At 73.2% G+C, this 13,395-nt stretch carries 13 protein-coding genes; 10 read left to right on the forward strand and 3 right to left on the reverse strand.

Going from position 1 to position 13,395, the window contains the following annotated elements; genetic code table 11:
- The first annotated feature begins 5 nt into the window (after positions 1-5).
- The 7 genes from ACFZBD_RS17095 to ACFZBD_RS17125 all read left to right on the forward strand — a co-directional run bounded on the left by ACFZBD_RS17095 (position 6) and on the right by ACFZBD_RS17125 (position 5,833).
- Complete coding sequence (locus ACFZBD_RS17095; RefSeq protein WP_391140353.1) at positions 6-734, forward strand: YqcI/YcgG family protein; 729 nt, start codon at positions 6-8, stop codon at positions 732-734.
- Positions 735-742: 8 nt separating this feature from the next.
- A complete protein-coding gene (locus ACFZBD_RS17100; protein ID WP_391140354.1) occupies positions 743-1,468 on the forward strand; it encodes a 4'-phosphopantetheinyl transferase superfamily protein in 726 nt (241 codons plus the stop codon).
- Entirely contained in the window at positions 1,465-2,673 is a 1,209-nt protein-coding gene (gene rsgA / locus ACFZBD_RS17105; RefSeq protein WP_391140355.1) for a ribosome small subunit-dependent GTPase A, read from the forward strand. The genes ACFZBD_RS17100 and rsgA overlap by 4 nt, the downstream gene beginning before the upstream one ends.
- Before the next feature lie 211 nt (positions 2,674-2,884).
- Positions 2,885-3,064: a hypothetical protein gene (locus ACFZBD_RS17110; RefSeq protein WP_391140356.1), complete on the forward strand. Its 180-nt coding sequence runs from the start codon at positions 2,885-2,887 to the stop codon at positions 3,062-3,064.
- 69 nt (positions 3,065-3,133) lie between these two features.
- On the forward strand, positions 3,134-4,156 hold the full coding sequence (gntD, locus tag ACFZBD_RS17115) for a guanitoxin biosynthesis L-enduracididine beta-hydroxylase GntD (RefSeq protein WP_391140357.1): 1,023 nt from the start codon (positions 3,134-3,136) through the stop codon (positions 4,154-4,156).
- 169 nt (positions 4,157-4,325) lie between these two features.
- Positions 4,326-5,630, forward strand: coding sequence for a cation:proton antiporter (locus tag ACFZBD_RS17120; protein ID WP_391140358.1), 1,305 nt, complete (start codon positions 4,326-4,328; stop codon positions 5,628-5,630).
- Entirely contained in the window at positions 5,630-5,833 is a 204-nt protein-coding gene (locus ACFZBD_RS17125) for a hypothetical protein (protein WP_391140359.1), read from the forward strand. Before ACFZBD_RS17120 ends, ACFZBD_RS17125 begins: the two co-directional genes overlap by 1 nt.
- A 171-nt stretch (positions 5,834-6,004) precedes the next feature.
- Here the strand turns inward: ACFZBD_RS17125 and ACFZBD_RS17130 are convergent, their stop codons facing one another.
- Positions 6,005-6,382, reverse strand: a complete 378-nt coding sequence (locus ACFZBD_RS17130; RefSeq protein WP_391140360.1) for a DUF6479 family protein — start codon at positions 6,380-6,382, stop codon at positions 6,005-6,007.
- A gap of 143 nt (positions 6,383-6,525) precedes the next feature.
- On the opposite strand from ACFZBD_RS17130, the gene ACFZBD_RS17135 reads away from it, so the two are divergent.
- Together ACFZBD_RS17135 and ACFZBD_RS17140 are read left to right on the forward strand one after the other, a co-directional pair.
- Positions 6,526-7,035 carry a SigE family RNA polymerase sigma factor gene (locus ACFZBD_RS17135; RefSeq protein WP_391140361.1) on the forward strand — a complete coding sequence of 170 codons (510 nt, stop codon included), beginning with the start codon at positions 6,526-6,528 and terminating at the stop codon, positions 7,033-7,035.
- 96 nt (positions 7,036-7,131) lie between these two features.
- Positions 7,132-8,526, forward strand: a complete 1,395-nt coding sequence (locus ACFZBD_RS17140) for a hypothetical protein (protein WP_391140362.1) — start codon at positions 7,132-7,134, stop codon at positions 8,524-8,526.
- 248 nt (positions 8,527-8,774) lie between these two features.
- Here ACFZBD_RS17140 and ACFZBD_RS17145 read toward each other — a convergent pair whose 3' ends face one another.
- Positions 8,775-10,466 (reverse strand): bifunctional 3'-5' exonuclease/DNA polymerase, encoded by a 1,692-nt coding sequence (locus tag ACFZBD_RS17145; protein ID WP_391140363.1) that lies wholly within the window; start codon positions 10,464-10,466, stop codon positions 8,775-8,777.
- Positions 10,467-10,646: 180 nt separating this feature from the next.
- The gene (locus tag ACFZBD_RS17150; RefSeq protein ID WP_391140364.1) at positions 10,647-11,891 is read right to left on the reverse strand and encodes a LuxR C-terminal-related transcriptional regulator; all 1,245 of its coding nucleotides are present in this window, start codon (positions 11,889-11,891) and stop codon (positions 10,647-10,649) included.
- Positions 11,892-12,032: 141 nt separating this feature from the next.
- Here ACFZBD_RS17150 and ACFZBD_RS17155 point away from each other — a divergent pair, with 141 nt between their 5' ends.
- Positions 12,033-12,950, forward strand: a complete 918-nt coding sequence (locus ACFZBD_RS17155; RefSeq protein WP_391140365.1) for a zinc-binding dehydrogenase — start codon at positions 12,033-12,035, stop codon at positions 12,948-12,950.
- Positions 12,951-13,395 lie beyond the last annotated feature (445 nt).

The raw sequence follows: 13,395 nt of genomic DNA on the forward strand, positions 1-13,395 counted from the left end.
TGACCATGAGCTTCGACCGGATCGTCCAGACCACCCTGTGCCCGTTCGCCAAGCCGTCGCAGATGGGCCCGCCGCTCACCGTGACCTCCGCCGACGTGGAGACCGAACTGCGCGGCCACCGCACCGCCCTCGCCGACTTCTTCCGCACCGCGCGGACCGAGGAGCGCGACGGCATGGTCCTCACCTTCGAGGACCCCGCGCTCGGCGCCACCCTCGAGTCGCTGACCCGGCTCACCCGGCGGTTCTTCGAGGCGCTCTGCGCGATGTACCCGAGCGTCTACATCCAGGAATCCCCGCACCCCGACGAGACCTGGTACGCGATGATCGAGGGCGAGCGCTTCTTCGTCGTCTCCTTCGCTCCCTGCTATCCCGAGCACTCGCCGCGCTACAACCACGGCAGCCCGCACACGTACTTCCTGCTCCAGCCGGCCTCCACCTTCGAGCGCCACGCGACCGCGATCGACAAGCGGCGCGAACGCATCCACAGGGCGTTCACGGCGGTCGGCAGGCCGTACGACGCCCGTCTCGCCAACGTCGAGAACGACATGTTCAAGTCGGTCATGCCGATCGATCCGCCCGACCAGGCCATCGCCTGGTGGGACGCCGAGCCGGACGACCTCCCCGAGGCGGACGCCGTCCGTCGGACGCACGGCTGCCCTCGTGCGGACGGGGCGGGGCAGGTTCCGGAGGCGGGGGCGGTCTCCGGGGCCGCCGCGTTCGAGAAGGCCGGGTAGGCGGGCGGATGCTCGAGGAGCTGCTGCCCCGGCCGGTCGCGACCGCGGAGGCGTTCGGCGATCCCGTGGGCCCGCCCGTCCCCTTCCCCGGGGAGGAGCACCTGCTGCCGCACGCCGTGCCCGCGCGGCGACGGGAGTTCACCACAGCGCGGGCGTGCGCCCGTCAGGCCCTGGGCCGCCTCGGCGAGCCGCGCGTGGCCATCCCGTACGACGCCTCCCGGGCCCCCGTCTGGCCCGGCGGGATCGTCGGCGGCATCACGCACTGCGCCGGCTACCGCGCCGCCGCGGTGGCGCACGTGACGGAGGTCGTGGCGCTGGGCTTCGACGCCGAACCACACCAGGCCCTCGACCGCACTGGCGTCCTCCACATGGTGACGGACGCCGAGGAACGCGCCCACCTGGCCGACCTGGCGGCGCTGCGACCCGATGTCCACTGGGACCGTGCGCTGTTCAGCGCCAAGGAGAGCGTCTACAAAGCGTGGTCGCCGCTCACCGGCCGCTGGCTGGACTTCCTGGAGGCCACGGTCGCCTTCCAGCCGCGTACGGAGACGTTCACGGCCCGGCTGCTCGTGGACGGGCCGCTGGTCGACGGCGTCCGGCTGCGCGGCTTCGAGGGGCGCTTTCTGGTCAGGGACGGACTGCTGCTCACCGCCACGACGGTGTGCCGCTCCCGGGCCGGGGTCCGTGGTGCCGACAATGACCCCGACCTGGCCCGATCGAGGGGAACTCCGTGACCAGCGCAGCCGATTCATCACTCACCGCCTACGGGTGGGACACCGACTGGGCGGCCGCGTTCGCCCCGTACGCGGAGGCGGGCCTGGTGCCCGGCCGTGTGGTGCGCGTCGACCGGGGCCGCTGCGAGGTGGTCGTGGCGGCCACGGACAGCGGCCCGGCCCCGGCCGTCGGCACCGCCTCTGACGCTGCCGCATTCGGGTCCGCTTCCGAGTCCGACTCCGGCTCCGCTTCCGCTTCCGGTTCCGGTTCCGGTTCCGGACCCCGAGCCCCGCTCCGTACGTTACGAGCCGAGACCGACCCCGCCGCCGGCGTGTGTACGGGGGACTGGGTGGCCGTCGACCCGGCGCCGCCGGCCGCACCCGTCGTCGGAGCCGTGCTGCCCCGCCGTACCCGCTTCACCCGCTCGACGTCCTCCGCGCGCTCCGAGGGCCAGACCCTCGCCGCCAACATCGACCTCGCCGTCATCGCGGTCTCGCTCGCCGTCGAGCTGGACCTGGGCCGCCTGGAGCGCTTCCTCTCCCTGGCCTGGTCCAGCGGCGCCCAGCCGGTGGTCGCCCTGACCAAGACCGACCTGGTCCCCGACATCACCCATCTCGTCGCCGACGTCGAGGAGGCGGGTCCGGGCGCCTCGGTGTTCCCCGTCAGCTCGGTCAGCGGCGCCGGACTCGACGCCCTCGCCGGCGAGTTGACGGGCCGCACCTCCGCCCTCCTCGGGCAGTCCGGCGTGGGCAAGTCCACGCTCGTCAACGCCCTGTTGGGGGAGGAGGAGCAGGCCTCGGGCCCGGTCCGCGGCAGCGACGGCAAGGGCCGGCACACCACCACCGCCCGTGAACTGCTGCTCCTGCCCCGGGGCGGGGTGCTGATCGACACCCCAGGGCTGCGCGGTGTCGGCCTGTGGGAGGCCAACGACGGGCTCTCGCAGGTCTTCGCCGAGATCGAGGAGCTGGCCGTCCACTGCCGCTTCCACGACTGCGAACACCACGCGGAGCCGGACTGCGCCGTCCTCGCCGCGGTCGAGACCGGCACGCTCTCCCACCGCCGGTTCGAGAGCTACCGCAAACTGCTGCGCGAGAGCGCCTGGATCGCCTCGCGGACCGACGCCCGGCTGCGCGCCGAACTGAGCAGGGAATGGCGGCGCCGGGAGGCCGCCGGACGCGAGATGTACGAGCGCAAGCGTGGCGGGAAACACCGCAAGGCGTTCTGACGGTGGTCCCGCCACCACCCCCGCGGGACCCTCCCTGGCCACTTGCAGCCACTGCACCTTGGTGCCACCGCAGCTTCTTGTGACGCCCGTTCGGACCCTGGCAAATTTATCAGCGGCAGCCGGTGAATGAGAGCCACAGAAATGGCGGGCTCATCGGCCGTCCGGGGGAGGGGAATTTCCTCCCGCCACTTCGACGGAATCGGACGAGAAAATGCGACGCAAGGCATTCGTCTACCTGATCTCCTGCGCTGCGGCCGTCACGACGACGGTCCTGGGAACCAGCACCGCGCAGGCTGCGGATCTCCACCCGGTGGCCTCCGCGACGCAGAGCGGCCCCACCACCGCCGCGACCGGTCCGAACGACGACGGCGACAGCTGGGGCTGGGACTGACCTCCCCCGGGCAGCAGGGGCCCCGCCCCGTCCGCCCCGCCATCACCCACGCCAGAGAGGGCGAATTCCGTGACCATTGACCAGGGCGTACTCCACTACGACTTGTCCGCCGACGAAGTCGCCCAGCTGGACGCGCTGATCGCCGACCTGAGGGCGGGGGACCGCGACCCGGGCGATCCGCTCTTCCACGACCAGGCGTGGGAACTCGCGGCGAGGATCCCCGCCGGCCTGCGGAGGTTCGTGGCCGATTTCCGCCGTGAGGATCCGGCCGCCGCATTCAAGATCAAAGGATTCACGGTCGACGACACGGCCGTCGGCCCCACCCCGCGGAACTGGGCGGAAGCCGCCCGATCGGTCCGTACCCGGCGCGAGGAAATCTTCCTCTCCTTGATCGGCACATGCCTCGGGGAAGTGTTCAGCTGGCCGACTCTGCAATCCGGAAGAATGATCCAGAATGTGCTGCCGATCGCCGGCGAGGAGAACGAACAGAGTGGCCACGGCAGCGACGTGCTCCTCGAATGGCACACCGAGGACGGCTTCCATCCGTATCGCTGCGATTATCTGGCCCTGTTCGGAATTCGAAACCACGACCGGGTTCCGACCACCGTGGCCTCCGTGCGCGATGTGACCCTCGGTGAGGACACCCGCAAGATCCTTTCCGAGCCGCGGTTCTACATCCTTCCCGACGACGAGCACCTGCGGCAGCTGGCCGCCCAGCAGCCGGACCACCCCGGCCTGTTGCGCATGCGCGCCATGCGCGAGACGCCGGAGCCCGTGGCCGTCCTCTTCGGTGCTCCGGACTCGCCGTACCTGCGGATCGACCCGTTCTTCATGCGGTGCGTGGACGGTGACGCCGCCGCCGAGGAAGCCCTCAAGGAGCTGGTGCGGGAGCTGGAGGCCGCGACCCGTGACGTCGTGGTCGAGGCCGGCACCCTGCTCGTCGTCGACAACTACCTCGCCGTGCACGGCCGTAAGGCCTTCACCGCACGGTACGACGGCACGGACCGCTGGCTGCAGAAGGCGATCATCACCCGTGACCTGCGCAAGTCGCGCGAGACCCGGGACACCGCCGCCGGCCGCGTCCTGATCTGACCCCGCCACCCACGAGACGGCTCCCACGCGACCGCTCGGTCACCCGACGCTGCTCCGACGAGGCTGCTCCGACGAGGCGGTTCTGCGGAGACGGCTCCGATGAGACGGCTCGGCCGAGGCGGCACGAACCCGTACGACCCGATGTCGAGGCAAGAGGAGGTGAGGCGCGATGGCAGCGTCGACAAGTGTGCCGCTGGAGGCGATCGTCCTGGCGGACGTCGCCATCGTCCTGGTCGTGGGCGCCCTGATGGTCGCACTCGGCCGACGGCTGCACCAGCCACCGGTGGTCGCGGAGATCGCCGCCGGACTGATGCTCGGCCCGAGCCTGCTCGGGCTCCTACCAGGCGATCTGCCCGCGCTGATCTTCCCGCCCGAAGCGCGGCCCGCGCTCTCGGCGCTCGCCCAGGTGGGCCTCGCCCTCTTCATGTTCCTGGCCGGCTGGGAGCTGGATCTCGGCCGACTGCGCGGCCGGACCAGATCCGTCGGCTCCACCGCGGTCATGGCCATGGCCGTCCCGTTCGTCGTCGGCGCCGGAGCGGCGGCGCTGCTGTACGGCTCGACCGCCCCCGACGGCGTCGACGCCGACATCTTCGTCCTCTACATGGCGACCGCGTTCTCCATCACCGCGTTCCCCGTCCTCGCCCGCATCATCCGGGACCGCGCACTGGGCCACACCCGCGTCGGCGCCATGGCGATGGCCTGCGCGGCGGCCGGCGACGTGGTCGCCTGGTGCGTCCTCGTCCTCGTGGTGGCCCTGGCGGGCTCCGGCGGCACCGGCGACTTCTTCGCCGTCCTCGCTCTGACCGCCCTCTACGCCGCCGTGATGGTCCTCGTCGTACGCCCCCTGCTGCACCGCACCCTGCGCGCCGCCACCCCCGGCCGCCAGGAGACCGGCGTACGGCTCGTCCTGATCGTCGCCGGAGTGTTCCTCTCCTCCTACGCCACGTCCTGGATCGGCATCCACGCCATCTTCGGCGCCTTCGCCTTCGGTCTTGTCATGCCTCGGTCCAGCGAGCCGCGTCTGCACCAGCAGCTCGCCACCCCGCTGGAGAAGACCTCCTCCCTGCTGCTCCCGGTCTTCTTCGTCATCACCGGGCTCTCCGTCGACATCGGCGGCCTCGGCGCCTCCGGGCTCCTCGCCCTGCTGCTCGTCCTGGCGGCGGCGGTGATCGGGAAGTACGCCGGCGCGGCCATCCCGGCCCGACTGTCGGGGATGAGCTGGCGCGACGCGGGGGCGTTCGGGACGCTCATGAACACCCGGGGCCTCACCGAACTCGTGATCCTCGGAGTCGGACGGGAACTCGGCCTGATCGGCCCGGAGCTGTTCACCATGATGGTGCTCATGGCCCTGGCGACGACCGCCATGGCCGGCCCCCTGCTGCGTCTGCTCGGCGTCGGCGACGCGGCACCACCGCCGGTCGAGGCCGACCCGACGCCCCATGACAGCCGTAAGCAAGCGATCGGAGTCCAGTGATGCCCGCGCCCGCCGCCCGGAGCCGCCTCTTCGGCTACGAACACCGCGCCAACGGCACGGTCGTCATCACCCGCGCCTGCCGGATCGTCTCGGTCATACGCGGTGACGCCCGGGTGCTCGCCTTCCTCGACGACCTGGCGGCGGAGGACGCCCAGACGGTGCTCGCCCGCTGGGTGACCCATACCGCCCGAGCGGCGGTCTGAGCACACGACGGACAGCCGACCGGACGCGTGATCGAGCGCCGGGCGACCCGAGTCTCCTCGGGTCGCCCGGCGCTCGGCGCGTCACCGACCGGAAGGCGAAGGCGCGGGCGCGCGCCGTGCCGGGTCGACGGCCAGGGCGGCTGCTTCAGTCCGTGGCAGGGCGGGCGGGTGTCAGTCGCCGTGGCCGGGGCCGCCGCTGCCGAAGCCGCCACTCGAGATGCCGCCCCACTTGCGCTTCTCCTCCGTGGGCGGCTCCTCGGACGTCTCACCCGAGTTCTTCAGCTGGTACGGCATGAGCCGGTGCTCCCCGTCCGTGTGGGGCATCTCGGTGGACGTGCGGTACTCCGAGGTCTCGCCCGGCAGCCCGGAGTCGGCCGGCCGGTGCGGATGCTCCTCGGGCTTCGGGGGACGGGGCTCGCGGTCGCGGATCCGCTTGCCGAGGATGAAGGCGCCGATGAGCACGGCGACCACGATGAGGCCGCCCAGAAGCTGGCCCAAGCCCCGGTTCCAGACCCCGGCGGCCATCGTCGCCTCTGCCGAATGCATCACGAAAGCGTTCATATGCGCCGAATACCCCCGTTCGGTCCGCTCAGACATTCCAGCGCCCGAACCTTTTTCCCCGACACCTGAAACATTCCCCGGGGGCCGCCGCATCAAAGAGGTGGAGCGACGAGGACGGGGAGGGGGAGGGCATGCAGACGTCACGCGCGGACGAGTTCCTGGAATTCGCGTCCGCCCGATCGGGGCACCTCTTCCGGTCCGCGTGCCTCATGACCAGCGGCGACACCCATCTCGCCGAGGACCTGGTGCAGGAGACGCTGGGCCGGCTGTACGCGAGGTGGGGGCGGATGGGGCGGGTCGGCAACCCGGCCGGGTACGCCCAGACCGTGCTCGTCCGGACGTTCCTCGGCCACCAGCGGCGGCGCTCCGCCACCGAGCGTCCGTTCGGGGAGCTGCCCGACCGGGCGCGCGAAGGCGCGGACGATCCCGCCCTGCGGATCGCCCTGCTCGACGCGCTGGCCTCGCTGACCGCGAAGGACCGGGCGGTGGTGGTGCTGCGGTACTGGGAGGACCGCAGCATCGAGGAGACCGCCGCCGCCCTGCAGATGAGCTCGGCCGCCGTCCGCACCCGGTCGGTGCGGGCGCTGGGCAAGCTGCGCGAACGCCTCGGCGGCAGCATCGCCGCCTTCGCCTCCCGGTGACCGCGCGCCCTCTCGACTTCCGACCTCTCGACTTCCGACCTTTCCACTTCTGACCTTTCGACATTTCACCCATCGAACCGGAGACGGTGATTCGGCATGCCTCTGAACGACGACGGACACGGAGAACGCGGACCGTACGGAGACCCCGACCGGCACGGAGCCACGGGGCGGCACGGGGACCCCGGGGAGCACCGCGGGGCCGGGGACCGGGTGGACGGCTTCGAGGAGCAGCTCGGTGAGGCCCTGCGCCGAACGGGTGACGGTTTCGCCGCCGACGACCGCCACGAGCTGGCCACCGGGGGCCTCACCCGCGGCCGCCGCCGGGTGACCCGCCGCCGCACGGCCGTGGTGGCCGGCAGCGTCATGGCCTTCGCCCTGGTCGGGGTCGGCGGCCTCTACGGCGGCGATCTGCTCGGAACACCGGAGCGGACGGCCGTGGCCGGGTCGTCCACACCGACCGCGAAGGCCACCGGCCGGAACGCCTCCGACGAGGCCACCCACCCCGCCGGTAAGCCGGGGGAGGCCCGCATCCCGGTCAAGGACATCGCCGCCGTCGTGAAGGCGAACACGCCGGCCGGCACCTGGACCTTCGACGGCCTGGACGGGACGGGCCAGTCCGTCACCGGCGTCTACGACGACGGCCGGGGCAAGGCGGGCTTCACGCTGAGCCTCAACCGCGTCGGGAAGAGCGCCGACGACGGCGCCGACCAGGTGGAGTGCCCGGACAAGGCGTACGTGCCGTACGACGCCTGCGTCAGCGAAGCGCTGCCCGGCGGCTCCCGGCTCATGGTCTTCCAGGGGTACGAGTACCCGGACAAGCGGGTGGAGACCAAGAACTGGCGGGCGGTCCTGGTCACCCGGGACGGCGCCCTGATCGACGTCTCCGAGTGGAACGCGGCCACGCAGAAGGACTCCCCGGTCAGCCGGGACACCCCGCCGTTCGACCCCGCACAGCTGAAGGCACTGGTCACGACCTCCGCGTGGCTGCCGCTGATCGAGCAGCTTCCGGAGATCGAGGAGCCCCCGGGCGGTTCCGACGCGCCGCCCGCGCCGGTCGAACTGGACGAGGAGGCCATCCAGGCGACCCTGGCCGGCCTGCTGCCCAAGGGCCTCAAGGTGGTCGACAAGGGCGGCGACACCGGGTTCGGCCATGTCGTCGTCGACGACGGCAAGGGCAGGAGCCTCGTCCAGATCAACGTCCAGCCCGGCATGAACGACGTCGCCCACGAACTCTTCGGCAGCGGCGACGTCACCACCCTCCCTGACGGCCGCCGGGTGAAGCTGACGCAGCAGCCCGGCGAGAAGGGCGGCGCCGGCGTCGTCTGGTGGACGGCCGACACCATCACCCCGGGCGGCTTCCGGGTCGTGGTCTCCGCGTTCAACACGGGCGCGCAGCACGAGGCCGCCACCCGCGCCGAGCCGGCGCTGACGATGGACCAGCTGAAGACGATCGCGCTCAGCCCGAAGTGGGAGCACCCCTCGGCCGGCTAGCCCCCGTCCGCGAACCGGCCCCCGTCCGCGAACCGACGCCCGTCCGTGAGCCGGCACGCGTCCGCAGCCGGCGCCTGTCCGTGAGCCGGTGCCCGTCCGCGCAGCGCCCGCCCGCGCGCCAGGCGGGGCCCGTTGTGCCGACCCGGTGGGCCGGTCCCCGTCCAGGGGGCCGGCCCACCGGCCGCGGACCGGCCGCGCCTCCTCTGTCCGCGGGCCGCTTCCGCCCCGCGCATCCGCCCCCTCCCGCCCTACTTCGCGTCCGAGTACCGCTCCACCGTCGCCGTCGTGAACGGAAAGCGCACCGGCGTCTCCCCGAACACGATCCGGCCCGCCTCGTCCCCCGCCGCGCGGATCGCCTCCGTGACCGCCTCCGTCTCCTCGGCCGGGCAGTGCACGATCACCTCGTCGTGCTGGAAGAAGACCAGCTCCGCCCGCATCCCCGCCGTCGCCCGGCGCAGCGACGCGAGCACCAGCAGCGCCCAATCGGCGGCGCTGCCCTGCACCACGAAGTTACGGGTGAACCGGCCACGGGCCCGTGCGTTCCCCGAGGCGTAACCCGGCGTGAACTCGCCCTGCGCGCCCGGGGCGTCGCCGCCCTCCTGCGGCAGGCCCGCCTCCTCCGCGTCGCCCGCGCCGACCGCGCGCGGGCTCGTCCGGCCGAGCCAGGTCCGCACGAGCCGACCCTCCTCACCCGCCTTCGCCGCCTCGTCGACATACGCCACCGCCCGGGGGAACCGGCGCCGCAGCGCGGCCAGGTTCTTCAGGCCGTCCCCGCTGGTCTGGCCGTAGATCGCCCCCAGCAGCGCCAGCTTGGCGTGGTTGCGGTCGCCGGAGAAGGCCCGGTCCGACAGCCGGGTGTACAGGTCGTCGGGGTGCCCGGCGACCTCCATCAGGCCCGGATCGCGGGAGATCGCCGCCAGCACCCGGGGCTCCATCTGGTCGGCGTCGGCCACGACGAGCCGCCAACCCGCGTCCGCGACGACCGCCTGCCGTATCACCTTGGGGATCTGCAGCGCCCCGCCGCCGTTGGTGGTCCAGCGCCCGCTGACCGTGCCCCCGGGGACGTACTCCGGACGGAACCGGCCGTCCCGCACCCAGTCCTGGAGCCACGACCAGCCGTGCGCGGTCCAGATCCGGTACAGCTTCTTGTAGGCGATCAGCGGCTCCACCGCCGGATGGTCCAGCTCCGCCAGCTCCCACCGCCGGGTGGACTTCACCCGGATCCCGGCCTGCGCGAAGGCCCGCACCACATCGGCGGGCAGATCGGGCCGGACACGGCGGCCGAAGGCGGCCGACACCTCGTCGGCCAGCTCGGCGAGGCGGCGGGGCTCCCCGCCGCCGGCGTACCGCTCGCCGAGCAGACCGTGCAGCACCTCCCGGTGCACGTCCGCCCGCCACGGCAGCCCGGCCCGGTGCATCTCGGCGGCCACGAGCATGCCGGCCGACTCGGCCGCCGTCAGCAGCCGCATCCGGCCCGGATGCCCGGCCCGGTCATGGCGCCGCTGCTGCTCGGCGTACACCTCCAGCAGGCCCTCGAAGGGGACCTCGGCCGTCGGCGCCGGTTCGAAGAGGGAGTCCTGCGAGCCGGGCTCGGCGGCCCGCTGCGGCGGGTCGGGCGGCACGGGCGCGTTCCGCAGCCGCGCGAGGGCGGCCGCGGCCGAACGGGGCTCCCCGAGGCGTCCCTCGTGCCCGAGGAGGAGCTGCTCGGCGTCCTCGATGTCATAGCACCGCTCGACCCGCACCCCCGCGGCGAGCAGGCGCGGATACACCTCGACGGTCGACCGCCACACCCAGCGGGCGACCTCGGGCCGGGAGCGCACGGCCTCGACCAGATCCGGCTCGCACCGGACCGGCCCCGCGGGCAGCCCGTCGGGGCCGAGGGGGACGAGCCGCGCCCCGCCACCCTCCGCCTCGCCGGCCAGCGCCCACCTCTCGCTCATGGGTGCGAGTCTGGCACCCGCCACTGACAGTGACCCGCGACGCGCGCGGCCACCGGCGGGGCGGGGCGGCACGAGCGCGTCGGGCGGGCGCGGGTTCATGGGCGAGGTGGGCGCGGGACCCATGGGCGAGGTGGGAGCGGGACCCAATGGGAGAGGCCCCTCCGGTGCCGGCTCCGTTGGTCAGGCCGCCTTGTGGAAGAGGGCGGCCGCCTCGCCCCGCGAGGCCACGCCCAGCTTCGTCAGGATGTTGGCGACATGGAACTTCACCGTCGACTCGCTGATGTGGAGCTCCTGCGCGATCTGCCGGTTGCGGTGGCCGAGCGCGAGCCGGGTGAGGACCTCCAGCTCACGCTCCCCGAGCGCGGTGAGCGGGTCCGCCGCCCCGGTCGGCGCGTCCGGGGTCTTGAGCGGGATCACGGCGGTGAGCGTCGTGCCCCAGCCCGGTACCGCCTCCATGTCCAGGTGACCGCCCAGCACCTCCAGACGGTCGGTGATGCTGCCCGCCCCCAGGTCGCACGCGTCCAGCCCGCCGGACCCGTCGTCCCGCACCGCCGCCCGCAGCTCGTGCTCGGTCAGCCGCCAGCCGACGTGGACCCGGCGCACGGAGTCCTGCTCCAGGATCACCAGCAGCAGCGCGCGGACGATCGCCCGCGCGCTGTGCGCCACGTCCGCCGCGAGGGAACGGTCCGACTCCGGAGGGCCCAGTTCCAGCCGTACCGCGCTGTGTCGCAGCATCGGCCGCAGATCGTCGGCGAGCCGGGCGAACGCCTCACGGGCCGGCTCCTCGGCGATCAGCCGGTCCCGCTTGATCTCCGCCCGCATGTCGACCAGCGCGGAGACCGCCAGATCGGTGGCCGTCGCCCGGGCGGTCGCATCGTCAAGGGCCCGGCTGCGCAGCACGCCGAGGACCCCCGAGAAGGCGGCGGCGTGCGCCGTCGACAGTTCGGCGATCACCCGCGCGCGCGTGTCGGCCGCCGCCCGCGAACGGGCGAGCGCCCCCGGCAGCGCCTCCACCGCGAACCGGTCGAAGTGGCTGGTCACCAGGTCCCACAGGGCCTGCGCGACGGCCAGAGCGGCCTCGGCGACGGGCGCGGACCCCTCCTCCCGTACGAGCACGAGGACCGACCGGCGCGCGGTCGCGTCGCTGGTGACGGCGACGACCTCGCGTACGGCTCCGCTGACCGCCGCCCGGCCCTGCCAGGGGGCGCCGGGGACGCCGGAGTCGAGCAGCGGGGTGAGTTCGGCGGCGACCGGCAGGTCCGTCCCGCCGACGGACTTGAACGGCGAGTGGGCGCAGTGCGTGGAGAGTTCGGCCGCGCCCCGGTGCGGGATGAGGGGCGCGAGGGCGACCGACAGCCGGGGCAGGATCTCGCCGAGCGGCTGCCGGATGATCTCGTACGCGGTCGTCAGCGTGGTCGCGTCCATGGGCTTCAGCCTAGGGCCGGGGGTCGCGCGGGTGGCTGGTCTTCCGGCCAGGTGGGACTGGCCGTTGGGAGGGCGGAGTGGCCCCCTTCGGGATCGCACGCTTGATCCGTCACCGAGCGGGCCGAGACGGAGGAGGACGAGATGGACGCGATCGTGTACGAGGAGTTCGGCGGGCCGGAAGTGTTGCGGCACGCGACGGGGGTGGCGGTACCGGAGCCAGGCACCGGGGAAGTGCGGGTGAAGGTGGCGGCGATCGGCGTCAACCCCGTGGACTACAAACGGCGTTACGGCTGGGTCGAGGCCTTCTACCCGACCGCCTTCCCGGCCGTGCCCGGCCTGGAGTTCGCCGGGACCGTGGACGCGCTCGGGGAGGGCGTGGACGGGGTCGCCGTCGGCGACGAGGTGTTCGGCTGGACGACGACCGGCGCCTACGCGCAGTACGCCCTCGCCTCGCTCTTCCTCCCCAAGCCGGCCGGGCTGACCTGGGAGCAGGCCGCGAGCCTGCCGGTGGCCGGCGAGACGGCGGCGCGTGTCCTCGACCTCCTCGGCGTACAGGCGGGCGAAACGCTCCTTCTGCACGGCGCGGCGGGCGTGGTCGGCTCGGTCGCCGTCCAGCTCGCGGTCGCGGCCGGAGCGACGGTCGTCGGTACCGCCTCGGAGTCCAACCACGCCTATCTGCGCGAACTGGGCGCACTGCCGGTGGCGTACGGGGAGGGCCTGGCGGACCGGATCAGGGCGGCGGCCCCGCACGGCGTCGACGCGGTGTTCGACGCGGCGGGCCACGACACGCTGTCGCTCTCGGTCGAGCTCATGGGCGGGGAGACGGGACGGATCGTCACGATCGCGGCGCAGGACGCGGAGGAGCACGGGATCGTCTTCTCGGGCGTCACCGCCCCGCCCGAGCAGGTCCGCACCTGGCTGACCCGCCACGCCCGCCTTGCGACGGAGGGCCGCCTCTCGGTCCGCCTGGCCCAGACCCTTCCCCTGAAGGAGGCGGCGCGGGCGCAGGAGCTGAGCGAATCGGGACATGTGAGGGGGAAGCTGGTGCTGGTGCCGTAGGGAGCCGGGACACGCCCTCGGGGCGGTCGGCCGACCGTCAGAAGCCCACGGGCGTGCCGTGTCCTCGGCCCCGGCAAGCCCACAGGCGAGCCGTGTCCTCGGCCTCGGCACGGGACGGTGACCCGGCTCCGACCCCGGTCACCGTCCCGTTTCACCACCTTCGCCGCTCTGCGCGTGCGGCGCCACGCGAGGGGCAGCGCCGAGGGCGCTCGTCCCTCGGTTCGCGCAGCCGTTCGGTATCCACAGGCTGTGGACAACGAATGCCCGGCAGTGCGCTCCCCCTGACGTCGCGGCCGGATTTCGCGATCGTGTGCGGCGAGGATCATTCTGGTGACACGGACGGTGCGTCCGACGGTCCCACCGCGGGCGGGGTACGCGCCGACCGGGACCGGCCACGGCATGACCCATCTGATCGAGCGGCCGGTCGACCGGCCGCCCGGCCACC

The sequence above is a fragment of the Streptomyces sp. NPDC008121 genome (assembly GCF_042957155.1).
In the GTDB taxonomy this organism is placed as follows: Bacteria; Actinomycetota; Actinomycetes; order Streptomycetales; family Streptomycetaceae; genus Streptomyces.